The 23,563-nt window shown below is 66.3% G+C and carries 15 protein-coding genes; 6 read left to right on the top strand and 9 right to left on the bottom strand.

The features are described from left to right. Positions 1-365: 365 nt before the first annotated feature. The 5 genes from KA419_12810 to KA419_12790 all read right to left on the bottom strand — a co-directional run bounded on the left by KA419_12810 (position 366) and on the right by KA419_12790 (position 11,655). A complete protein-coding gene (locus tag KA419_12810; GenBank protein ID MBP7866819.1) occupies positions 366-2,558 on the bottom strand; it encodes a hypothetical protein in 2,193 nt (730 codons plus the stop codon). A gap of 436 nt (positions 2,559-2,994) precedes the next feature. After that, on the bottom strand, positions 2,995-4,713 hold the full coding sequence (locus KA419_12805; protein MBP7866818.1) for a helicase-associated domain-containing protein: 1,719 nt from the start codon (positions 4,711-4,713) through the stop codon (positions 2,995-2,997). After that, positions 4,700-6,541: a hypothetical protein gene (locus KA419_12800; protein ID MBP7866817.1), complete on the bottom strand. Its 1,842-nt coding sequence runs from the start codon at positions 6,539-6,541 to the stop codon at positions 4,700-4,702. Before KA419_12800 ends, KA419_12805 begins: the two co-directional genes overlap by 14 nt. Then, entirely contained in the window at positions 6,538-7,899 is a 1,362-nt protein-coding gene (locus KA419_12795; GenBank protein ID MBP7866816.1) for a hypothetical protein, read from the bottom strand. Before KA419_12795 ends, KA419_12800 begins: the two co-directional genes overlap by 4 nt. Positions 7,900-8,328: 429 nt before the next feature. Further along, a complete protein-coding gene (locus tag KA419_12790) occupies positions 8,329-11,655 on the bottom strand; it encodes a M6 family metalloprotease domain-containing protein (GenBank protein ID MBP7866815.1) in 3,327 nt (1,108 codons plus the stop codon). 372 nt (positions 11,656-12,027) lie between these two features. Here KA419_12790 and KA419_12785 point away from each other — a divergent pair, with 372 nt between their 5' ends. Further along, positions 12,028-12,603, top strand: a complete 576-nt coding sequence (locus KA419_12785) for an elongation factor P (GenBank protein MBP7866814.1) — start codon at positions 12,028-12,030, stop codon at positions 12,601-12,603. 205 nt (positions 12,604-12,808) lie between these two features. Here the strand turns inward: KA419_12785 and kdsB are convergent, their stop codons facing one another. Continuing rightward, entirely contained in the window at positions 12,809-13,588 is a 780-nt protein-coding gene (kdsB, locus tag KA419_12780) for a 3-deoxy-manno-octulosonate cytidylyltransferase (protein ID MBP7866813.1), read from the bottom strand. Positions 13,589-13,974: 386 nt separating this feature from the next. Between kdsB and KA419_12775 the strand changes: the two genes are divergently transcribed. The 5 genes from KA419_12775 to KA419_12755 all read left to right on the top strand — a co-directional run bounded on the left by KA419_12775 (position 13,975) and on the right by KA419_12755 (position 20,565). Continuing rightward, complete coding sequence (locus KA419_12775; protein MBP7866812.1) at positions 13,975-14,787, top strand: purine-nucleoside phosphorylase; 813 nt, start codon at positions 13,975-13,977, stop codon at positions 14,785-14,787. Between the two features lie 8 nt (positions 14,788-14,795). Continuing rightward, on the top strand, positions 14,796-15,182 hold the full coding sequence (locus KA419_12770) for a cytidine deaminase (protein MBP7866811.1): 387 nt from the start codon (positions 14,796-14,798) through the stop codon (positions 15,180-15,182). 629 nt (positions 15,183-15,811) lie between these two features. Further along, positions 15,812-17,020, top strand: coding sequence for an ornithine--oxo-acid transaminase (gene rocD / locus KA419_12765; protein ID MBP7866810.1), 1,209 nt, complete (start codon positions 15,812-15,814; stop codon positions 17,018-17,020). Between the two features lie 260 nt (positions 17,021-17,280). After that, on the top strand, positions 17,281-19,488 hold the full coding sequence (locus KA419_12760) for a SpoIIE family protein phosphatase (protein ID MBP7866809.1): 2,208 nt from the start codon (positions 17,281-17,283) through the stop codon (positions 19,486-19,488). Positions 19,489-19,611: 123 nt separating this feature from the next. Beyond that, positions 19,612-20,565 (top strand): RNA pseudouridine synthase, encoded by a 954-nt coding sequence (locus KA419_12755; GenBank protein ID MBP7866808.1) that lies wholly within the window; start codon positions 19,612-19,614, stop codon positions 20,563-20,565. A 596-nt stretch (positions 20,566-21,161) separates the two neighbouring features. Here KA419_12755 and KA419_12750 read toward each other — a convergent pair. The 3 genes from KA419_12750 to KA419_12740 are packed head-to-tail and all read right to left on the bottom strand — an operon-like array spanning position 21,162 to position 23,345. Then, a complete protein-coding gene (locus KA419_12750) occupies positions 21,162-22,499 on the bottom strand; it encodes an adenylate/guanylate cyclase domain-containing protein (GenBank protein MBP7866807.1) in 1,338 nt (445 codons plus the stop codon). Then, positions 22,400-22,780 carry a DUF1987 domain-containing protein gene (locus tag KA419_12745; GenBank protein ID MBP7866806.1) on the bottom strand — a complete coding sequence of 127 codons (381 nt, stop codon included), beginning with the start codon at positions 22,778-22,780 and terminating at the stop codon, positions 22,400-22,402. Before KA419_12745 ends, KA419_12750 begins: the two co-directional genes overlap by 100 nt. Beyond that, a complete protein-coding gene (locus tag KA419_12740; protein MBP7866805.1) occupies positions 22,767-23,345 on the bottom strand; it encodes a SiaB family protein kinase in 579 nt (192 codons plus the stop codon). Before KA419_12740 ends, KA419_12745 begins: the two co-directional genes overlap by 14 nt. Between the last annotated feature and the right edge of the window lie 218 nt (positions 23,346-23,563).

Here is a 23,563-nt window from a genome sequence, read left to right as displayed (position 1 = left end):
TTCTGTGATGTTACAGAACCGAACCCTCTTCGACATCAACCGAATGAATGGAAAGAACATCCAGGCAGATAAATCGTCGGGTACCACCCGACAATTTAGTGCTTGACATTACGTGGGAAGTCCAAAGCGGCGCTACGGCGTCCTGCGCGCCGCACTCCCCAACAACCCGGCGTCCAGATGTGAGACGTCGAGGCCACGCTCCGGAGTCTTATTTCCCTGGCCGTGTGGTACATCGCCCGAGACAGATAAGGACACCCATCGATTGCCGGGAGATGACCGGACAAGCAAACCACCCGGTATGTGAGGTTTCGCGGTCGATGACGACATTCCGGGAAAGGCTCCCCGGGTGAACGCCATGGGTGGGATTATTCCGCCGCTTGAGTCATCAGGTAGTAATCGAGGATGTCCACCTTGCCGTCGCCGTTGAGGTCCATCCGGGCGGAGGGTTTCACCCCGGTGTACTTCGGGTAGAGCGGTTCGTATTCCCGATCGAACTGGTTCAGCGTCAAGTCCTCCGCGAGCATCGAACCCACGAGGGCCTGGTCCGACGCATCGGTGACGCCGTTCCGGTCAAGATCCCACACGCCCCCGGGAGTGAAACCGAAAAGGCCGTCTCCAGGCGTTCCGGCCAGAAGGGTGAACGGCTGCATCACGAAGCCGAGGGAGCGAACGTCGGGGTTGTGCATCGTGCCCATGGAGGACCAGTGCGCTCCCCGGTCGGTGCTCATGAAAACGCCGCCTCCCGCCGTGGCCGCGTAGACGGTGGAGGGGTTCAGCGGGTGCGGGACCAGGGCCCGGACGTCCCGGCAAGTCAGGCCGTCGGAGGTGTCCACCCAGAGGTAACCCCCGCTGGTGGAGCGGTAAAACCCGTTGGCCGCCGCCGCGAAGAGCAGAAAGGGGTTCGCGGGGTGCTCGGTCACCTGGCGGACGGGGCCGGTGGGGAGGTCACAGATTTTCTGCCAGGAGTCCGCGGAGCCTGTGGATCCGCGGTAGACGCCGTCGTCGGATCCCAGGTAAAGGGATGATGGGTCGTTCGGGCTCACCGAGATGCAGTTGACGTTGAATGCCCCTGCCCCCGCCGGGAAGAGCTTTGTCCACGCGCAGGCGCTCCCGGAACCGGGGATGCCCTTGTATAGGCCCTCGGCGGTCCCCAGGTACAGTTCATCCTTCCCACCGGCCCCCCGTATGGCCGCCAGGCTGAGGCGGGGGACGGCCGGAACACCGTTCGTGCCGAGGGAGCGGCCGGGCGAACCCCAGAAGAAAACGTTTCCGTTTTCCTCCACAGAGTAGAAATCCAGCAAATGATAAGGGTCCGCGTTGGTGACGAGGGCCAGGGCCGAGTGCCGGCTGGCGAGGGCGGTGTCCCGCCAGTTCTGTGGAGTGAATATTTCCCAGAAAGCATCGGGCATGAGCGGGATGCTGGCTCCTCCCCAGGGGGTCTCCCAGCAGGAAACCGAAGCCAGGACGTCAGCATTGGAGAGACCGGACTCGGCTTCCCGCCAGGACACCATTCCGTCCTGGCTGGTGGTGATGGTTGCGACTTTACTGCCGCAGGGCATGATGGCCAGCAACCGGTCGGTCTGACCCGGGAGGCGTGACAGGTCCTTCCCTGCACTCGAGTGAGCAGTGGTCCAGGTGGCGCCGCCATCCCGGCTGACCGCCGCACTGTTTCCACCGGCGTAGAGCGTGTTCGGTTGGTAGCGGTCGAGCAGCAGTGCGTTCATGGTCGTGGGTAAAGTCACTCTTTCTGACCAGTTGATCCCCCCGTTGGTGGTCGAGTAAAAGCGGCCGTACTGGCCGCCGGGTGAACTGATATAGGTCAACAGGAAGATCCTCAGCGGATCGTCCGGGTCGAGAACGGCACAGACCGGGTATTCCGTGCACCCCATGCAGGAGAGGTTGAGGAGGTCGGTGAACTGGTTTTCTGAGACCGAATAGCGGCTCAGGTAGGCACCCGTCGGGAAAGTCGAATAAACCTGGCGGTATGTCAGGAAATGGTTGGGGTTGTCGGGGAAGACCGCCAGGCAGGTGGAGAAGCGAGAGTCGGAATTGAAGGCAAGTATTGTCCAGTGTTCACCGCTGTCCTCGCTTCGGAAGATCGAGCCAGTATAGGAAATGTACCGGATAGTCGGTACGGAGGGAGCGGTCTGCAGGGTTCCGAAAGCATAGCCTGAAACGGGGGTGAGGGTGAGGACCGGTGCCCAGGAAAGACCTCCGTCGGTGCTCCGGTAGAGGGTCGCCGCCGGGTCGTCCGCGGCGAAGAGGGTATCGGCGTCCAGGGGGTCCGCATAGAGCCGGGTGCAGGTGCGCATCAGGGTGTCCGTGTTGATGGGGGCCCAGGTCAGCCCATCGAGGCTCTTCATCAGCCCGACGTTCGTGAACAGGGCGAATGCCGCCCCTCCGGGGGCCGGACTGGCGACCAGGTTCCTGATTCCGTCGTTGGGCCCGAGGTTCGACCAGCGGTCCACGCCCGCGAAGAGGGGCGCTGCCAGGACCAGGAGGAAGAGGCCGGTCAGGAGAAACCCCTTCCGTTGGAAAGCGTCGTGCCTTGAAGTCATCGGTTCCTTCCCCGACGTTTGCGGGGCCGGCCGGGAATCTTTTTCGATGGGGGAGACGGTCCTCATCCTGTGATCTCCTTTTGGTGATCCCGGCCAAGGCGGGTTGCCACACCCCGTTGAGCGGTGGGCAGCGGGTTTGACAGGGAATAGAGTCAGTGAAGTCATCATAGAGTAAAGATCCACCAGATCCTGCGATGTCGCGAGAAAGGCCTTTGTCGAAGGACAAGAGGACGTAAAAGACCGATAGGGCCCAAGGGACAGAGCAGGAGAGCCTCCGCCGGTTGCCGCGAAACAGCACGAATCGGGACACGCATCGGATGCAGACAGGCGAGTGTCCTGTTCCGACAGGGTCTCCAGGGGGAGGTCGGGCCGGCGGGGCCTTGTCCTTGGACGTGTCGGACGTGCGCGGCGCGGAGAAAGCGGCGCTGTCCGGGGGTCAGGCGTCCCAGTCGATGATCCGGTAGCGGTAGCCCTGCTCCACGAGAAAGAGCTGGCGGCGGTGCCCGAACTCCTGCTCGACGGTGTCCCGGGAAACGACGGCGTAGAACCGGGACGAGCGGGCTTTCGGCCGCAGGATCCGCCCAAGGCGCTGGGCCTCCTCCTGCCGCGACCCGAAGGCCCCGGAGATCTCGATGGCCATGGAGGCGTCGGGCAGGTCGATGGCGAAGTTGGCCACCTTGGAGACCACCAGCACCCGTTGCCGCCCCTGGCGGAATTCCTGGTACAGGCGCTCCCGCCGGGCGTTGGGGGTTTTCCCGGTGATGAGAGGGAACCCGAGGTCCCCGGCGATCCGCTCCAGTTGGTCCACGTACTGGCCGATCACCAGGATGGCGTCGTCGGGGTTGTTTTCGATCAGTTCCTCGACGATTTCGATCTTACGGGGGTTTTCCGCCGCCAGTCGGTACTTGGCCCGCTTCGACCCCAGGGCGTAGGGGACGTGCAGCGCCTCCGGCAGGGCCACCCGGATTTCGAAGCACCCGGCCTCGGCGATATACCCTTTCTGCTCAAGGAATTTCCAGGGCAGTTCGTATTTCTTCGGCCCGATCAGGGCGAAAACGTCCCCCTCCCGGCCGTCCTCGCGGATCAGGGTGGCGGTGAGGCCCAGCCGGCGGCGGACCTGGATCTCGGCCGTGGCCCGAAACACCGGCGCCGGAAGGGTGTGGACCTCGTCGTAGATGATGAGACCCCACTGGTTGCGTCGCATGAGTTCGAGGTGGCGGAACTCCTCTTCCCGGGCGGCCCGGTGGGTAAGGATCTGGTAGGTGGTGAGGGTGATGGGACGAATCTCCTTCCGGTCGCCGGTGTATTCCCCGATCTGGTTTGGGGCGAGGTCCGTCTTGTCCAGGAGTTCGTCGCGCCACTGGTGGACGGCCACGGTGTTGGTGCACAGGATCAGGGTCGAGGTTCGCAGCCGGGACATCACGCCCAGCCCGATCACCGTCTTGCCCGCCCCGCAGGGGAGCACGATCACGCCGGCACCGCCCTGGGGCCCCCCGCCGTGGTGGAAGGCGTCCACCGCTTCCTGCTGGTACCGGCGCAGGCCAAAGGGGGCGCCGCCGCGGCTCGTCGCCCGGAGAGCCAGCGACAGGGGGACGCCTTCCATATAGCCGCAGAGGTCTTCCGGCGGGTAGGCCAACCGTACCAGGGCCTGTTTGACCGCGCCGCGCCGGCCGACCGGGACCAGGAAACCCTCGGGGGTCGCCTCCTGGATATGCTCCCGCATCTCCCGGGCGCCCTGCAATTCGAGGCGGATCCGGGAATCGTACACCCGGAGCAGCAAGAATTCCTCATCCCGGGGGACCATCACCACCTGGCCGAAACGGTCGAACTGATCCCGGATGTTCCGTTCGACCAGGTCCGGGACGGGGTAGCGGCTGAACCGGGACAGGGCGCCGAGGATGTCGGGGAGGCGGACGCCGGCGGAAGCGGCGTTCCACAGGGAAAGGGCGGTGAGCCGGTAGGTGTGGATGTACTCGGGGGACTTTTCGATCTGGGCGAAGGCGCACAAGGCGTTGCGGGCTTCCTCGGCCTGCGCCCCGCCGACCTCCAGCAGGAGCGTGCCGTCGCTTTGCACCACCAGGGGGCGTTCCGACCGGGGGGTGTCGCCGGGGCGAGTGGCGTCCGCCGGGGTGGGGGGCAGGTCAGATCTCCACATCGAAACGCTCCGCCAGGGTGCGCAGTGCCTTTCGGGCCGCGGGGAGAGCCGAAGCGGGGATCACCAGCAGGGCGTCGCCCACGAGCTGGCAGGGGTCCGCCGACGGTCGGAGAATTTCCGACACCGCCTTCAACAGCCTGGGGTTTGCGCAGCGGAGCCCCGCCAGGTCCTCGAGGGCGACCGTCGCCTTCTCCCGCGGCGCCGGGCCCTTCTTCCGGGGAGACGGGCGTCCCGTTCGCTCCCCGGCTTCCCGGAGGACCCCGTCCGGGGCCGTGAAGCGGCCGCCGGCGTGATGGAAGCCCTCCGGGAAAAACAAGCCGGCCTCCAGTTGCTCGATGACCTTGTCGGGGTCGCGGACCACCAGGGCGCTCTCCAGCTTCTCGACGACCCGTTCCCCCAGGCAGTCGGCGACCCTGGCCACCTGCTCGCCGCCGCCGCGGAGTTCCACGAGGCCGAAGTTTTCGTACAGAGTCAGCTTTCGGGCGTGCCCCGTCCAGGTCTCCAGTTCGTGGCGGACGTTCTCCTGCAACGGCTGGGAGGCCAGCCGGGCCAGGAGGTCGACCAGGGGGACGGCGTCGGGCGGGAGCTGGGCGGTCCGGGTCACCACTTTCTTCCGGTCCAGGCGCAGCCTCAGGGTGTGGGCGTCTTCGTGGAGCATCACCGTGTAGGGCTCGAGGGCGGCCATCTCACGTTCCGGGTAGGAGGGGGCGTCGATCAGGACCTCGAAGTTGGGCATCACGGTCAGGTTCACCGCGTTCAGGCTCGGGTCCCCCTTCAGGACCTGACGGAGGCGGGGCCGCAGGCGGAAGGCGCGCAACCGTTCGAAGGACGGTTCCACCTCGAGGCCGCCGCGGTCCTCATCGGGGAGGAAGGCGAGGTCCACGAACCCGGCCAGGAAGGGGACCTGGCAGAGGAACCGCTCGAGGTAGCGCCCTTCCACCCGGTGGAAGCCTTCGGGGGTGCCATCGACGAATCTATTCCCTTTCCGCGGACCGAAGGAATACGGCTCGTTGGCCGGGCGCGCCGGGAACTCCTGGAAATTCTCGTAGCGGCCCTCGAGGACGACCGCGGGATAAGGTGTTTTCCCGATCGACCTCCTCGGGTACCTGTTTTCCCATTCCCAATTCTTGATCTTCCGCTTCGACTCGCTGTTCGGTTCCCGGGTCTTCGGATCGAGGATCAGGTCGGGGGTTCGTTGCCGTACCATCTCGACGAAATCATGGAATTCGAACCAGGTGTCGGGGGGAAGGTCCGCCAGGAGTTCGAGCAGGGCCCCCCGGATACGGGGGAGGTCCATGCGAGAAGCGGGGCCGGTGGCGCTGCCCCAGGTGCTGAAACAGTTTATGCCGACCCGTCCGGGGCGGTGGAAGAACTCGTTGGGGGTCTTGGCGGAGAGGGCGGCGACGATCCTCCGTTCCTTCTCGACTGCGGGCGCTGAGAGGTACTCGGCCCAGTTCTCCTCCCGGACCCGGATGAAGTTGTCCGGGTACGATTCGCTGCTGCTGCTGTACCCGGCGTAGACGCCCTTGAGATCGAAGTGGACGACCCCCAGGTGCAAAGCCGTGTTCCCGACCAGTTCCGACCAGCTGCCGGAATCGGTGTCTTCCACCCATTCCTCTTCTTCGGGGTCGGAGAGCAAGCGGGCGATTTTTTTGGCCGCGGCCTTGGGGATGAGGTTCTCCCGGTGGGACCGTTTGATGGGGTTGTGGGCGGCGAAAGTGACGAAGTGGAAGATGTCGCGTTTGAGGTTCAAGGGGTCGATCTTCATCACCGAAAAGGCGGCGATCTCCGGGGCGGCGAGGGTGCGGGGGATTCCGGGTTCGCTCATTGCACCCTCCGCGGGACCAGCCCCAGTTTACGGGCGAAGGCTTCCACCTCCGTCCCTTTCGCCTCCGGGACGGCAAAGAACTCCCCGCCCAGCGGCCGGAAGGCGTCCCCCAGGTGGTGGGCCAGCTGGGCCCTCAGCACGGGGTCCGCGATCTTGAGAATGGTCGCCCCCTTGTGGACCCGGGTCTTGCCCCGAGCCTCCCGAACCCGTTCAAAAGCTTTGGCGTAAGCCGGCGACATCGTCAACTTCTCCCGCAGGGCGGTCGCTGCGGCGTGGTTGTCGGGCAATCGGCCGATGCGGATCAGGTCGGGTTTGCAGACCATCTCCCCCCCGGACCCGGTGACGGTGCTGATCGACAGCAACTGAAGCACCGTTTCGGGAGTCGATCGGCTGAGTCGGATCCGGAGGCCTTCCGGGCACGGCGTGAGGGCGGCCGGGTCCTCCGCGACGGGCGCCGAATCGGCGGGGGCCAGGGCACAGATCATTTCGCCCTCGTTGCCTTCCGCCACGAGAAAACCGGTTTCGAGCCCGTCGTCGATGAAACGGCGGAAGGCTTTGGGGTCGATTTTCAACCCGTGGTGGGTGAGTTCGGCGCTAAGGTCTTCGGGGCTACATCCGTGGCCCCGGGGAACATGGGACAGAATGTGGCGCACCGCCTGGGCCGCTTCCGAACTCAGAAAGGATCCGAGGCTGCGGGAGTTCAGCCAGAACGAGGTCAGATTTCCCCGCCAGTCCGTGCGGTTGCCGACTTCCGCCCCCGCCAGCAGCAGCCGCCCTTTCGTGAAACGGATGCGGCCCGCATACCGATTTACGGCCGGGGTTTCGCTCTCTTCGTCCACGGTCGAACCGCTCGCCGCGAGGGACAGCGCGTTCAGCCAGAACCGTCCCGGGTCCGCGCCCCGGCCGGCGTTGAGGGGTCGGCTGTCGATCGGGTAGGGGGGCAACAGGGGGCGGTGACTTTCCGGGATCACGAGGGTGAGGCCACTGTAACGGCTTTCGCCGGATCGCCGGAGATGGTCGTCGGCGAGGAGGAGCAGGCCCCGGTTGAGTATATGTCGTCCCAGTTCGGAGTAATTGTCGCGGTCGTCCCAACCCGACGCCAGGTCGAAAGCGTTCATCAGGGCTCCCCGGATGTCCCGCAGGGAGGGACGGCGCGCCATCCCGGCCAGCAGGTGGAGAAACCGCAAGGAATTGCGGTCCAGGGAGGCCATCGCTTCCTTCACCCCGGCCGTCCCCGGGAGGCGCGGAGCGACGAAGGCGGCCAGGGCGGCCTTGTCGTTTTTCGGGGGGGCAAATCCCCGGAAACGGCAGATTTCTTTGAGCTGCGCCGCGGTGAGAAACTCAGTGCAGGTCGTCAACGCTTTTTCGTTTTCCGCATCCATGCCGGTCTGCGCTTCATGATCTGTCGCGCCCCTCGGAAGGGACTGCGAGAAACGGGGATTATACTCAAACGGGCCGGGTTATTTCCAGAAGAACCTTCCAGGATCAGCGGGTTCGAATTCGACCCCGTCTTGTGAGCCAACGGGCGCCCAACACTCCCCAACCCGGATGCGGTCGTCCTTTTCGAGCTTTGTGCCTTGGCGAGAGTCGGTCCGGACCCTGATCTCGCAAAGGCGCAAAGCTCGCAAAAGAAAACGGTTAGCCCTCGAATTCGGCCAAGGGCCATGAACGTTCGCCTTCACCGTATCGCCGTGCCTCTGTGAGAGAGATATCCCGGAAGGAACTCTCAAGGCGAGCTTCATGCCCCATCGACGCAGCTTGTCCGACCAGGACACCGGGCCCTGGGATTACCTGATAACCTGGGCCCAGGGCGGCAGGGCTTTGCCGGGGGCGCCGGGCTTGCCGCCCGCCAGGCCGGCGTTGAGGTTGACGTGGTTGAGGGTCTGCCAGGTCATGTCGGACACCGAACCCGGGGACATCTGGCCGGTGATCCCGGTCCCCGAGCAGAACCAGATTGACATGTCCCCCGTGGACTGGTTCCGCCAGAACTCGTCCGCCAGGTTGTCGCCGTTGAAGTCGCCGATCCCCACCACCTGCCAGCTCAGGTCCCCGAGGCCCCCCACGAAGACGTCGCGCTTCAGGCCCGCCTCGGTGAGGAGCCACAGGGACATGGTGCCCGAGGTGTCGTTTCGCCAGAAGATGTCTTCCTTGTTGTCGCCGTCGGCGTCGCCGAAGCCGACGATCTTCCAGGACGTGCCCACGGCCCCCGGCGAGAAGTCCGAGGTGATGCCGCTGCTGCCGCAGAGCCACACGGACATGATCCCGGAGTCGGTCCGCCGCCAGAAGATGTCCTTTCGCCCGTCCCCGTTCACGTCGGCGATCCCCACCACTTGCCACAGGGGGTCCGAGATGCCGCCCACGAAGAGGCTCCCCGCGTAACCCGACGGGGTCATCAGCCAGACGGAGAGGGTCCCCAGGTTGTCGTTGCGCCAGTAGATGTCGGCCCGGCCGTCCCCGTCCACGTCCCCCACGCCCACGATTCTCCAGGTGGTGTCGACGGTGGCGACGCTCAGTTCCCCGGCGTAGCCGTTCTCGTCCACGAACCAGACCACGATGGCCCCGGTCGTGGTGTTCCGCCAGAAGAGGTCCCCCTTGCGGTCCCCGTCGAGGTCGCCGACGCCCACCACCTGCCAGGCCGCATCGCTGTAAGGTCCGGACGGGGGCTGGATCCCCACGGAGCCGGCCACCCCCGAGGCGTTCATCAGCCAGGTTGACACCGCGCCGGACGTGGTGTTGTGCCACAGGATGTCACTGTAGACGTTGAAGTTGAAGTCGAAGGCCGTCCGGGGGCGGAGGAAGTCGAGGTAGGACCGCATGATCCCGTCGCGGAGGGGCGGGGGGATCAGGCCGAACTCGCACGAGCAGCCGATGGTGCGGTAGACGCCCGTGTTCCGGGCGATCCCGCAGAAGTAGTAGGGGGACATGTTGGCCCAGATCACGGCGGCGTCGGTGACTCCCGACGTGACCTGGAGACGGCTCACGGCGGCCTGCGTCCCGACCGGGGGGAAGGCGTTCCCCGAGGTGAAGACCCCCTGGGGCGCCTGGATGAGGACGAGGTCGGCGGCGGAGGAGGCGACGCCCGTGATCCCCGTCATGCCGTGGACGGGCAGCGGCGGGTCGGTGGCCCAGGTGGGGCTGCCTTCGAGGTACAGCCGCCCGCCGGCGTTGAGGTAGTTGACCAGGTGAGTGCTGTCGGTGGGCGTCAGGACGTAGTTTCCGGGGGTGTACCCCAGGCAGAGGAACGCGAGGGGGTAGGTGGACGCGGAGATCGCCCCGACGGACGTGGCGAAGACGGGCCGGATGTTGTGGTGGGCCAGGGCGTTGGCGAGGGCCCGGCCGCTCCCGTTGTCGGAGCCCAGGTCCATGACCAGCGCCTGGGCACTCGACCGGATGACGTAGACCGTGATCTCGTCGTAGTCCACGACGCCGTGGTGGTTCGTCGCCTCGACCCGGAGGGTGTAGGCCCCCGCGGGCAGGGGCGTGGTGTCCCACGGCAGCTGGTAGGGCGGGGAGGGGCACAGGCCGAGGGAGACCCCGTTGACGAAGACTTCGACCTTCACGATCACGTCGGGGGCCTTGGTGATCTCGCCCACGGTCGCCTGGATGTTCACGACCCCCGAGACCACCTGCTCGGCGGTCGGGTTGGTTACGGCGACGGTGGGGACGGCGTAGAGGGTGGCCCGGCACGACATCTGGAGCGTGCCGCTGGCGATGTTGTCCACCACGATGCCGGTGGGCCGCCCCGTGTAGGCGGCGCTGTTCGGCGTGGTGCCGAAACCGAAGGTGAGGCCGGAGGTGTAGTAGTCGCCGGCGTCGGCGTTGCCGTCGCCGGTCTCGATCTCCTCGAGCCCGTCGGCTTCCATCAAGCGGAGCAGCTTGTGGGAGGTGTACGAGTTGTCGTACTGGTAGTCCCACGCGCTGCCGTCCAGGGTGGCGTCCACGTGCCAGACCAGGAGCCCGTCGGCGGGGTAGGTGGAATCGTTGGCCTCCCGGAACCGGCTCTGGACCAGGAAGAACTCGCCGAAGAGCGTCGAGCCGGAAGCCCCCCGCATGACCAGGAGGGCGTCGCCGTAGGTCCCCGAGGAGCGGAGGGCCTTGGTGGTGGACCCGCTGCCCAGGACCGTGGGCGTGATCCAACCCAGGAGGTACTTGCTGAAGGCGTTGTGGTCGCCCCAGTTGCCGTCCATCATGTCCAGGCCGCCCACCCCGCCCTGGGGCCCTACGGTGGTGTCGTAGTCGTAGTAGTCGGGCAGCCCCAGCGCGTGCCCGGTCTCGTGGATGAGGACCTGGGGGGAGAAGGCGCCGGAGGGGTAGTAGTAGGACTCCCACTGCCAGGAGTACTTGCCGAGGGTCTTGCCGTCCAGGGTGTAGGAAGTGTCCCAGAAAGAAGTTTGGTACCCCCACCAGAAGGAGGCCCAGGCGCCCGGGGGGCCGGTCCAGATCACGGCGAAGTAGTCGACGGCCCCGTCGCCGTCGTTGTCGTACTGGGTGAAGTCGTGCCCCACCCCTTCGTAGTAGTTGAGGGCTTCCTTGATCAGCGTCTCGCGCCCCGTGTCGGTCTGGGTGACGGCGGAGCGGGCGTAGGCCGTGGTGTACCACCCCAGGACGTTCCCCTGGAAGGTGAGCTGGCTGTAGGACGCCCGCTGGTAGTAGTTCTTGAGGCTCTCCAGGGGGTAACCGCCGGTCCCGCTGCCGAAGATCCGCGAGTCGATGGCCGACTGGGTGTCCCCGGTGATGGGGGCGTAGTCGGAGAAGGCGATGAGCAGCACCAGGACCTTGACGTTGCCCGTGGTGGGGATGCCGCTCCAGGCCGGGGGCGGCGCCAGCACCGACTGGATCTGCGCCGCGGACCACCCCTCGTTTTCCAGGTACCGGTACTGCAGGTCATAACGAAGGCGTTCCATCCGTGCCGCGTCCGGACGGTGATTGCCGAGCCGGTAAGCCTCCGCCAGCCGCCCGGCCCACGTGCCGTCGGCCTGGTACTGCGCCGCCATCCCCGGGGCGGGGGGCTCCAGGGCCGGAACGAAACCCGTCCCGAGCACCAGCAGGCCCACCACGCCCACCACGCCGATCGTCGCTCCCAACCGCGTTCCGCGCGTTTTCGAAACCGCCATGATCCCTCCTCGCCCGGCACCGCTTTCCGGCCGGTGTTTCCTGGATTGTTCTCTTGGTCTATTCTATCGGAATTCGAGCGCTTCCGCAACTCCCCGGGTGACGAATTCGTGACGGCCCGGGGCCCGGGACCGGAAAAGAACCACGGATGAACACGGATGAACACGGATGAACACGGATCGTCCGGGTTCTACAGAAAGAAAAACACGCCCTTGCGCTGGCGAGGGCGGAACGAAGGGTCACTTTCGTCTTGACAGCCCGGCCGTCTTGCCCTATTCCTTGACCGGGACGGGGGGAGCGCGACCGCCTCCCCGCCCGCTCCCCCACCCCGGCGGGACGTTCCCCGGGGAGCCCAATCCCATCGAGAGGTTTTCATGCCCAACCTGATCGAAGCCATCGACCTCAAGCGCCGCACGTTTTTCGAGTTCGAGGACGCCCCCTTCGTGTGCCTCGACGTCGAGATCAACACCCCCACCGCCCGGGGGGGGCAGACCCTGGTGCGGGTAAAAATGCGCAACCTGATCACCCGGGCCGTTTTCGACAAGACCTTCCGGGCCGGCGAGAAGTTCCGGGAACCCGACCTCGTGATGGTCCCCGCGAGTTTCCTCTACGCCGACGGCGAAGGCTGCCACTTCATGGACCAGGAGACCTTCGAGACCCTGAGCCTGGGGGAAGACCTCCTGGCCGGCGACGAGGGCCTGATCGTGGAAGGTCTCGTCATCCAGGTCCAGAAGTACAACGGCAACCCCATCGGCCTCCAGTTCCCGCCCCACGTGGAACTGACGGTGACCCACACCGAGCCGGGCACCCGCGGCGACACGGCCAGCGGCAACGTCACCAAGCTCGCCCGGCTCGAGACCGGGCTGGAGGTCCGCGTCCCCCTGTTCATCAAGGAAGGGGAGAAGATCAAGGTGCACACGGAGACCCGGGAGTTCGCGGGCCGGGCCTGAGGGGGAAAGCCGGGGCCGGCGGGCCCCGGCCCGGTGATGACCCCGCAACACGTCCGGATTCCGGTCTCGCAGAGGCGCAGGGTCACGGAATCACATGCTGCATACCCGGAAATCAGAACGGCAAGACCGGCTTGCCCGAGTCCTGCCTCGCCGCCATCCGCAGGAGATGTAAAACGCGCGGGAACAACAACGAAGCCAAAGATCGTCAGGACGTTTCCAGCAGGGTTTGCAAGGCCCGGTAGTCGTCGGGGGTGTCGATGCCGGGCGTCAGGCGGTCGACGGTGACCACGCGGATCTTCCCGCCGTTTTCCAGGATCCGGAGCTGTTCCAGCCGCTCGGCCCGCTCGAGGGGCGAGGGCGGGACCCGGACCAGTTCCTGCAGGTCGGCGTTCCGGTAGGCGTAGAGCCCGCCGTGGCGCAGGGCCGGGAGGGGGGACGGCGGGTGCAGGAGGGTCCGCTCCCCGTAGGCGGCCAGGGTCAGGGTCCCCGACTCGGGGCGCACGTAGGGGATGGGCAGGCGGGAGAAGTAGAGGGCGTCCCCGCGGGTGTCCACCACCACCTTGACGCAGTTGGGGTTCAGAAAATCGGCGACGTCGGTGAACGGGGCGGCGAGGGTGGTGACCCGGACCGCTTCCGAAGCGAAGAACGGCTCCAGGGCGGCCTCGATCACGGCCGGCGGGATGAGCGGCTCGTCCCCCTGTACGTTGACCACGATCTCCGCCGGCAGCACCCGGGCCACTTCCGCCACCCGGTCGGTGCCGGAGGGGTGGTCCGGGGCGGTCATGACCACCTCGCCGCCGAAGGCCCAGACCGCGTCCCGGATCCGGACGTCGTCGGTGGCGACGACCGTGGCGTCCACCCGCGCGCAGGACCGCACCCGCTCGTAGACGTGCTGGACGACGGGTTTTCCGGCCAGCGGCAGGAGCGGCTTTCCCGGGAGGCGGGAGGACGCGTGACGGGCGGGGATGACGGCGAGTACGCGCATGGGGGCCTCCCGTTGAAAGCGGTGTCCGGCATTGATCGTCCGGCAGGAGGATTTTACATTCGGGGAGAGGGAAGGGGAAACAGAAAAGTGCTCTTCGAGGGAATCAGGAGTACTCGAGCGGTGGCCAAGTCCGTTCCCGGGCAGTTCTTGCTGAAAACGGGCGGATGTCGTCAATTCCTGTCTCACGCAAAATCGCAAAGTCTCGAAGCCTTGCAGAGAGAATCCGTATTACCGGTTCCAGGCCCCTTCGCGAGGCTTTGCGCCTTGGCGCCTTGGCGAGAGACTGTTCCAGAGACATCCCGGTATGGCTCCCCGGAGGTTTTTGTTGCGGGAGCCCGCCGGGTGTGGTAATTACAGATCATCATTCCTTGACGGAGGTTTGCGCCATGATCGGGAAAATCAGAGAAGCGGTCGATTACATTCACGGGAAGTTTCCCTCGGCCTGCGAGGTCGGGGTGATCCTGGGCTCGGGGCTGGGGGCGTTCGCCGAGCAGATCGAAAACCCGGTCGTCATCCCCTTCGGCGACATCCCGAACTTCCCCGTGAGTTCCGTGGCGGGCCACGCGGGGAAACTCTTCCTGGGCAGACTGAAGGGGAAGACGGTGGCCCTGATGCAGGGGCGGGTGCACTACTACGAGGGGCACGACCCGACGTCCGTCATCTTCCCGTGCCGGGTGCTGCGCCAGTTGGGCGTGAGGTCCCTGGTCGTCACCAACGCCGCCGGCGGCATCAACGTCGACTTCTCCTCCGGCGTCCTCATGCTCATCTCCGACCACCTCAACCTCATGGGGTTCAACCCGCTGCGAGGAAAGAACGAGGAGGCCTTCGGGGCCCGGTTCCCCGACATGACCTTCGCCTACGACCCCGAACTGAGGGCCCTGGCCCGGGACGTGGCCAAAGGGCAGGGGATGGACCTCAAGGAAGGGGTTTACGTGGGCCTGCAGGGCCCTTCCTACGAGACGCCGGCGGAGATCCGCATGCTGCGGACCCTGGGGGCGGACGCCGTGGGCATGTCCACCGTGCCCGAGGTCATCGCCGCCAACCAGATGGGCGTCAAGGTGGTGGCCATCAGCTGCATCACCAACATGGCCGCCGGCATCCTCAACCAGAAGCTGAGCCACGAGGAGGTCATGGAGACCACGGCGCGGGTCCAGCGGGACTTCGTCAAGCTCCTGGCCGGAATCGTCGAGCGCCTGTAGGGGGAGCCATGGACGAACTGGTCCGGATCGCCCTCCAGGCCCGGGAGAACGCCTTCGCCCCCTTCTCGAGGTTCAAGGTGGGGGCCGCGCTCCTGGCCGAGAGCGGGAAAATCTACACCGGGTGCAACGTGGAGAACGCCTCCTACGGCCTGACCGTCTGCGCCGAGCGGGTGGCCATCTTCAAGGCCGTCAGCGAGGGGGAGCGCCGTTTCAAGGCCATCTGCGTCACGGCGGACACCGACCGGCTGACCCCGCCCTGCGGGGCCTGCCGGCAGATCATCTGGGAGTTCTGCGGGGATGTCCCGGTGATCCTGGCCAACCTGAAGGGAGACCGGAAGGAGTACCGCATGCTCGACCTGATCCCCGACCCCTTCGACGCGGGACTGCTGACCTGAAGGGGACTTTGTAACCACGAACCACACGAACAGGAGGGTTCGGGGAATTCAACGCTGGGAACGAGCGGGTGGAATTCAGAATTCAGAAGGCAAGGGGCAGGAGAGAACGGAAGAAGACCGAGAGTCGGACATATCCCTCTGAACCCTTTGAAGTCCAAGGCCGACGGGTTGCAAGCCCGTCGGCCTTTCCATTGGTGAGAATCAGTGAGATGAGTGGTCGGAATGCAACCACTAATTGCACTAATCTTCACTAAATTGGATGAAGAAGCGGGCTCCGAAGGGTGGCCGGTCCCCTTCTGGTCGCAATCAATTTGATGGGGTCGCAAATAGCCGGAGAACGAAAGGGAAGTATATGTAAAGCCTTTGTCTGAACCATCGCCCAGAGGGCGATGGTACTTTTGGCGAGGATGTCAAATTTCATCATTTCAGGATTCGGATGAGGGCCTGGTCTCGCGCTCCGAACCTGTTCGTGTGGTTCGTGGTTGTGATCGAGCACATCGGGGCGGCAGCCGGCGAGGGCGCTTTTCCCTTTTTCGTGTTCCGGGGGTTGTGGGGAAGCGGGATTTCGTGTATGTTAGACGGCTCCGGCGGGAGTGTCCGGCCGGAAGACACCGAAGAGGAGGCGTTTCATGAAACTGAGTACCCCTGAGATCATCGCCATGGACAACACCTACGGCGCGCACAACTACCACCCCATCCCGGTGGTGATTTCCTGGGCCGAGGGCGTCAAGGTGAAAGACCCCGAGGGGCGCGAATACTTCGACTTCCTCTCCGCCTACTCCGCCGTCAACCAGGGGCACCGCCACCCCCGCATCGTCAAGGCCATGACGGACCAGCTGGGGCGGTGCACGCTCACCTCCCGGGCCTTCCACAACGACGTGATGGGGCCCTTCCTCAAGCGCCTCTGCGAGTACACCGGCTTCGAGATGGCCCTGCCCATGAACACCGGCGCCGAGGCGGTGGAGACCGCCATCAAGATGGCGCGCCGGTGGGGCGTGGAAAAGAAAGGGGTCGCCAACGGGAAACAGGAGATCATCGTGGCGGCCGAGAACTTCCACGGCCGGACCACGGGGATCATCTCCTTCTCCACCGACCCCGACGCCCGGATCAACTACGGCCCCTACCTCGAGGGCTTCCGGATCGTCCCCTACAACGACGCTCCGGCCGTCGAGGCCGCGGTGAACCCGAACACCGTGGCCGTCCTGATCGAGCCGATCCAGGGCGAGGCGGGCGTCTACGTGCCCGACGAGGGCTACCTCCGGGCCATCCGCCAGATCTGCACGAAGCACAACGTGCTCTTCATCGCCGACGAGATCCAGACGGGCTTCTGCCGCACCGGGCGCAAGTTCGCCGTGGACCACGAGGACGTCAAGCCCGACGCCATGACCCTGGGGAAGGCCCTGGGCGGCGGGGTCTTCCCCGTCTCCGCCGTGGTGGCCAACCACGACGTCATGGGCGTCTTCACGCCGGGGACCCACGGATCGACCTTCGGGGGGAACCCCCTGGCCTCCGCCGTGGCCATGGCGGCCCTGGACGTGCTGGAGATCGAGAACCTGGCGGAGAACGCCCGGGTCCTCGGCCAGTTCTTCCGGGAGGAGGCCGGCAAGATCAACTGCCCGAAAATGGTGAAAGTGCGCGGGAAGGGCCTGCTCAACGCCGTGGTCTTCGAAAAGGGATTCGAGGCGTGGAACGTGTGCCTGGCCCTCAAGGACGCCGGCATCCTGGCCAAGCAGACCCACGGCAACATCATCCGCTTCGCCCCGCCGCTGGTCATCACCCGGCCGGAGATGAGCGACGCCCTGGGCCGCATCCGGGAGGTCTTCGAGGCCATCCGCTGACCCGAACCCCTCTCGTGAACTTCGTGAGCGCCGGGGAGGGCAGGCCCACCCGGCGCTCTCGTTTCCGGGGGCGGGGCGGGGGTTAACCCACCCGGAACCGGGGGAGTCATCCGGACGGGAAGCCGGACACGGGGCCCTGGCAGGAAGACCCCCAGGCCGGTGTTCGAGGCCCCGACACGGAAGCGACCGGGAGCCGGAGGGGGCCGAACCGGGCAAGTGACGGAGAGGAAATGCGGTTGTCAATGAAGGGGATTTGAGATATGGAGAAAACGTTCACCGGAATGCGGTGGATCGCGGCCTGCGCGGCCTTCTGCGCGACCCTCGCCGCCGCGGCGCCCGCCCCCCCGGCGGTGGAGCCCGACCTTTTCGTGCTTCGGAAGGGCGCCGACACCCAGGAGATCACCGGCGCCCTCCGCGTCCTGCCCGACCCCGGGGGGGCCCTGACCCTCGACGAGGCCCGCTCCCCCGCCATGGCCGGCCGCTACACCGACCACCTCCCCACCACCCCCGGCGTGAAGTTCTACTGGGTCCGGGTCCGGGTCCGCAACGAGTCCGGTATATCAAACTGGTATCTCTGGGTTTATCCCTACATGGAGTTCTGGCTGTACGAGGACGAGGGTCAGGGGCGGGTCCGGGTGCGCCGGAACGGCATCGACGTCACCTCGGGCGAACGGGCCACCGTTTTCGAGCCCTCGCTGGTGGAGGTGGAGTGGCCCGCCGGCGAGGTGAAGACCGTCTTCGTGCGGACCGCCACCCTGGAGCGGAGCCGCTATTCCGACCTGCGCATCCAGGCCCGCCTGATCTCGGTCGCACCGATCCAGAGAGGCTTCTTCCTCTCGCTGGCGCAGTCGGTCTTCGTGGCGGGCATCATCCTGGTCATGGCCGTCTACAACCTGATCCTCTTCTTCTACGTCCGGGACAAGAGCTACCTTTACTATTCGCTCGGCATCCTCGCGGTCGCCTTGTACCTGATGTGCATGGACTACACCATCCAGTACCTCACGCGCGTCCTGAGCAACACCTGGAACACCCAGGTGGCCCTGGCCAGCGCCGGGCTCATGGCCTTCGTCAGTTTCACCCGGCACTACCTGGACGCCCCCCGGCGGTTTCGCGGCTGGAACCGCTACCTTCTCGGGTTGACGGGGGCCCTGGGGCTGGTCCTCGCCTTCATCGCCGTCCGGCTCATCTTCCCCGGCATCGGCTTCCTGGGCGGGCTCGACAACTACCTCTACCTCCTGGTCTTCTTCTCTCTCATCGTCTTCGGCTTCCACGCCTGGCGCCGACGGTTCCGCCCCGCCCTGTACTACTTGCAGACCTCCCTGGTCTTCCTCGTCTTCATCACCGCGTGGGTGACGGGACCCCGGTTCCTCAAGCTCCTCGACCTGGGGTATTTCTCCGTCATCAGCCTCAAGCTGGGCGTGGTGCTGCAGGTGGTGCTCTTCTCCATCGCCCTGGCGGCCCGCATCAACCTCCTGCGGAAGGAAGTCGAGGAGGAACGGGAGGCCCGGGAGGAGACGGAACGGCGGAAGATCCTCGAGATCCAGCAGCTCACCGAGCAGAAGAACGTGGAACTGGAACAGAAGGTGGAGGAACGGACTGCCGAGGTGGTTCGCCAGAAGGACGAAATCCAGCGGAAGAACGTCCAGATCACTGCCGGGATCAACTACGCCCGCCGCATCCAGGTGGGCGTCCTGCCGCCGAAGGAGGAACTGGACGGCCTCTTCCGGGAGCACTTCGTCTTCTTCCGCCCCAAGGACATCGTCAGCGGGGACTTCTACTGGATGAAGCGGGCGGGGGACCAGTGCGTCGTCGCCGTGGCCGACTGCACGGGCCACGGCGTCCCCGGCGCCCTGATGAGCATGCTGGGGATCACCCTCCTCAACGAGGTGGTCACGGAGGACCGGGCCCTGCCGGCGGGCGAGATCCTGGACCAGCTGGGCCAGCGGGTCCGGCGGGCCCTGCGGCAGACCGGCCGGCGCGACGAGGCCAAGGACGGCCTCAACATCGGCCTGCTCGTCGTCGGCGGGGACCCCGGGGAGGTCCAGTTCGCCGGGGCCTACCACCCGCTGTACCTCGTCCGGCAGGGGACGCTCACCCAGGTGAAATCCGACCGTCAGCCCGTGGGCATCTCCCGGAAGGATGGGGTGGGCTTCACCACCCACCGGGTCGCCGTCCTGCCCGACGACCGGCTCTACCTCGCGTCCGACGGCTTCTCCGACCAGTTCGGGGGCACGCGGGGGGAGAAGTTCTCCCGCCGGCGCTTCCGCCAGCTCCTGGTCGATATCCACGCGGAGCCCATGGAACGGCAGCGGGAGGCCCTCGAGCGGACCTTCGAGAGCTGGCGCTCCGCGATGCCGGGCCCCGACGGCGTCTACGACCAGGTGGACGACGTCCTGGTGATGGGGTTCCGGGTGCAGGACACGTCCGCCGGACACGGGAAGAACGGAACCACGGATGAACACGGATGAACACGGAGGGGGATTCGTGACGCGGAGATTGCCGGAAGCGGCTAAATCATGTCATCCGTGTATATCCGTGTTCATCCGTGGTCTTGAATTCTCCCGGGTGCGGGACCCGGACCGGCGCCGCCCATGCGAAACAGCGGTTACATCTACCACGACCAGGTGAGTGCCCGGGAGGCGGGGGTCGACCCGGTGACCTTCTATGCCCGGAAGTACCGGCACTCCCCGGCGGAGGCCTGGCAGGAACGGGTCGAAGCGGGGCGGGTGTCCTTGAACGGGCGCACGGCGACCGCCCGGGACCGGCTTCGGGCCGGGGACCGCCTGGCCTGGCACCGCCCCCCGTGGGAGGAGCCCGACGCCCCCCTCGAGTTCACCACGCTCCGGGAGGACGACCACGTGCTGGTGCTGGGGAAGCCGTCCGGGCTCCCGGTGCTCCCGGGCGGCGGGTTCCTGGAGAACACCCTGCTGGCCCGGGTGCGGCACCGGTTCGGAGCCGGGGCTTCGCCGGTGCACCGCCTTGGGCGGGGGACCTCAGGCGCCATCCTGTTTTCGCGGACCCCGGGCGCCGCCCGCACCCTGGGCCTCGCCATGGCCGACCGGCGCATCCGCAAGACCTACCTGGCGCTTGCCGCCGGGACCGGCATGCCCGACACCTTCACCGTGGACGCGCCCATCGGCCCCGTCCCCCACCCGCTCCTCCCGGGCCTGCACGCGGCCAGCCCCGGCGGACGACCCTCCCTCAGCCACGTGACGGTGATCCGCCGGAACCCGCAGGACGGCACCGCGCTGCTCCAGGTGGTCATCCCCACCGGGCGCCCCCACCAGATCCGCATCCACCTGGCCTTCGCGGGGTTCCCGCTGGCGGGCGACCCGCTCTACGGGCCGGGCGGCCTGCCCCGCGATCGGGCGGTCGACGACGAGCGGGAGGCGCTGCCCGGAGACTGCGGCTATCGGCTGCACTCCTGGAAGATTCGTTTTCCGCACCCCGCGGGGACAGGGGAAGTCGAGGCGGTCTGCCCCCCGCCGCCGGAGCTGGCGTTGCAGAGGGATGACGGAGCGAGGCCAAAAGACAAAAGGACCTGAACGGCGAAAATGACTGAAAGGATCATGACACCCACCCGTGATCCAGGGCCCGAACACCCATTAACCCCGCGCACCGCCGCGCCCTCACCCCGCCAGGGGTGAAATGTTGGTAGCAAAAGAGGTTATTGACTATTTCCCTCGCGCCTCCGTGCCCTCACCCCGTTAGGGGTGAAATATTTGTAGTAAAAGAGGTTATTAATTATTCCCCCCGCGCGCCGCCGGGGGTGAAGCATGCTCCGGAGCGCCATCCCGGACCGGCGGCGCGCGGGGGAGGGTAATTTTTATAACTTCCATTTCTACAAATATTTCACCCCTAACGGGGTGAAGGTGCAGCGGGCATGATCCCGGCAGGGCGAGGGCGCGGCGGGTACGATCCCGGCGAGATGCCTGGACCGATCCAGGCGTTTGAGCGGCTGCGTTGACCAACGTGTCGTCGATCCCGGTTGCTTTCCGAGGACACTTTCACCGGGCGACGTTCCGGAGAACGCCCGGGTCCTCCGGGCCGTTCAGGCTCTTTCGTCCTTTGGCCATTTCAGCCCCGGGCGGCGCAAGGGTCGGCGGGCCGGCCGCAAGAAGTATCGCTGCCGCCTCGTCCCTCACTCCGCGACGGTGTGGTGCTTCAGGAACTCCCGCACTTCGGGGGGAAGGGACGTGAAGATGATGCGGGCGTCCACGGGGACCTTCCCGAAGGCCCGGGAGACCTTGGCGTAGAAGTCGGCCCGGTGCGGGCCCGACTCCCCGTCCATGATCCCGATCTTGAGGTCGCTCAGCCGGTCCAGGGAAGCCAGCGTACGGAGCCGCGCCTCGCGGCGGGACACGGCCAGGAGGCTGCCCTCGGCGCTCTCGGCATCCGCGTGCTTCCCGGAGAGGACCCAGAACCTCACGGGGATCGGGCGGATGAGGTCGGAAAGGTCTTCCTCGACCTTCTCCGGCAGGCATAAGCCCCCCTCCCCGGTAATCCCGCCGATCTCGAAGATGGTGACCGGCCGTGGGACCCCCTTGGGATGGATCTCGAAACGGCCGTCCAGGCGCAGGGGGAGCCGGCACTGGTCCCGCGTGCTCTCGGAGACGAAGATCTGGCCGCCGGTGGTGAAGGACTCGATCCGGGAGGTCAGGTTGACGTGGCTCCCGATGACCCCGTACTTCGTCCGCCGGAAGCAGCCGATGTTGCCCACGATGACCTCGCCGGTGTTGAGCCCGACCCCCATCTCGATCTCGGGGTCCCCGGCCTCCCGGTTGGCCCGGTTGACCTCCTCCACGGCGAGCTGCATCTCCACCGCACAGCGCACCGCGCGGTCGGCGTCATCCGGGTGCGGGAAGGGGGCGCCGAAGATGGCCAGGATCCCGTCGCCGAAGAACTCGTCGATGGTTCCCCCGTGCCGGAAGATGATCTCCGTCATCTTCTCCAGGTAGCGGGTGATGAGGCCCACCACCTGCTCGGCCGGAAGGCGCTCGGTGAGGGCGGTGAACCCGCGGATGTCGGCCATCATGAGGGTCACGACGCGGCGCTCGCCCCCGAGGGAGGCCCCTTGGGGGGACTCGAGGATCTGCTGGACCACGTCGTCCGAAAGGTAACGGCCGAAGGTTTCCTGGATGAAGCGGTTGCGCAGGTCGAGCTGCTCGTTGAGGCGGTTGAGCTTCAGCTGCTGGCGGTCGCTGAGCTTGACGAGGAGCCGGAGCTGCTTGACGGTCCGGGTGAACTGCTCGAGGAGTTCGGCGTACCGGGGCCCGAGGGCGCTGTCCCGCAGGGCGGTGTCCGCGAGGGCCGCCGCCGCGTCACGGATGACCCGGTCCTCGTCCTCGAAGAGCCGCCGGTCTTCCACGGCTCCCCCGCTCAACGGGCCACGGGGATGAGGGTGAAGGGCAGGCCGATGTCCTCGGACAGTTCCTCCCCCATCTCCTGGATGTCCTCGTCGTCTTCCTCGTAGTACCAGTTCACGCGGACCTCCCCCCCCGCCTTGACGTGCTGCTCGAGGGCTTCCAGCAGGTCGAGCACGCACTTGGTGGAACTGGTGTTCATGTAGACGAGGCGGAAGTTGACCGTGAGGGGGCGGGCGCCTTCGGCGATGAACCCCCGGACCCAGTCGAGGAGGGGCTGGAAGAAGTCGACGGCGTTTTCCGGGTAGGAGGAACCGGCCAGTTCGAGGGCCCCCGACTCGGCGTCGAAGTCGACGGCCAGGGTATACTTGGTGGCAGCCAGCTTAAGGTTCTGCATGAGAGGCCTCTTTGAGGATTTTCGCGGACACGATGAAAAAGGAGAAGGTCCCGTCCACGGGGAACACCCGGTAGTCGAGGGGCTCGTCCGCCTTCCGGGCGATCTCGATCAGCCCCACGCCCCCCCCGGTCTTGCCCTCCCGGCGGGGTTCCCGCAGCTTCTCGCGGTACAGCCGCTTCAGGCCGTCCCGGTCGAGGTGGCGGAGGGCATCCAGCTTGCCCGTGAGGATCTCCAGTTCGGCGGTCCGGACGAGGTTCCCGGCCATGACCAGGTAACCGTTCGCCTCCTCGCTCACGGCCAGCGCCCCGGCGCCGACGGAGGAGCCGGGGTCGTCCGCCTTGGGGGTGCGCTCGGCCGAGTAGTGAACGATGTTCTGGGCGAGTTCGATGAAGATGGTGAAGATGCGCTTGACCAGGTCGGGCTTGGCGCTCATCTCGGTGATCCGGCTCCTCACGGCCTCCGCGAAGAGGACCAGGGTGTCCTGGAAAATGCTCCCCCGGAAGGCCAGGATGATGTTCTCGGAACGCATCTTCTGGTAGTGTTCGAACAGTTGGATGTAGTTCATCCCGCCTCCGCCTTCGACTGCTTTTCCCAAGGGTTCGGTCACCATCGCTCCGTCCTGCCCGCACCATGCCGGGCCCTCGACCCGCCGCCCGGGGAACGGGCCCCTTCCAATGGCTTGATGCGCCGAGCTTATGCGAGGAAGCTCCCCGAAGTCAAGGGCAATCCCCACAGATTCCCCTTGAGATTCGCGGAAAAACGGGATAACGTGTGCCGTCCGTT

It is taken from the genome of Acidobacteriota bacterium, from assembly GCA_018001935.1.
GTDB lineage: Bacteria > Acidobacteriota > JAAYUB01 > JAAYUB01 > JAAYUB01 > JAGNHB01.
Note: the sequence above shows the minus strand (reverse complement) of the source record. Positions and strands in the feature narration are given on the sequence as shown.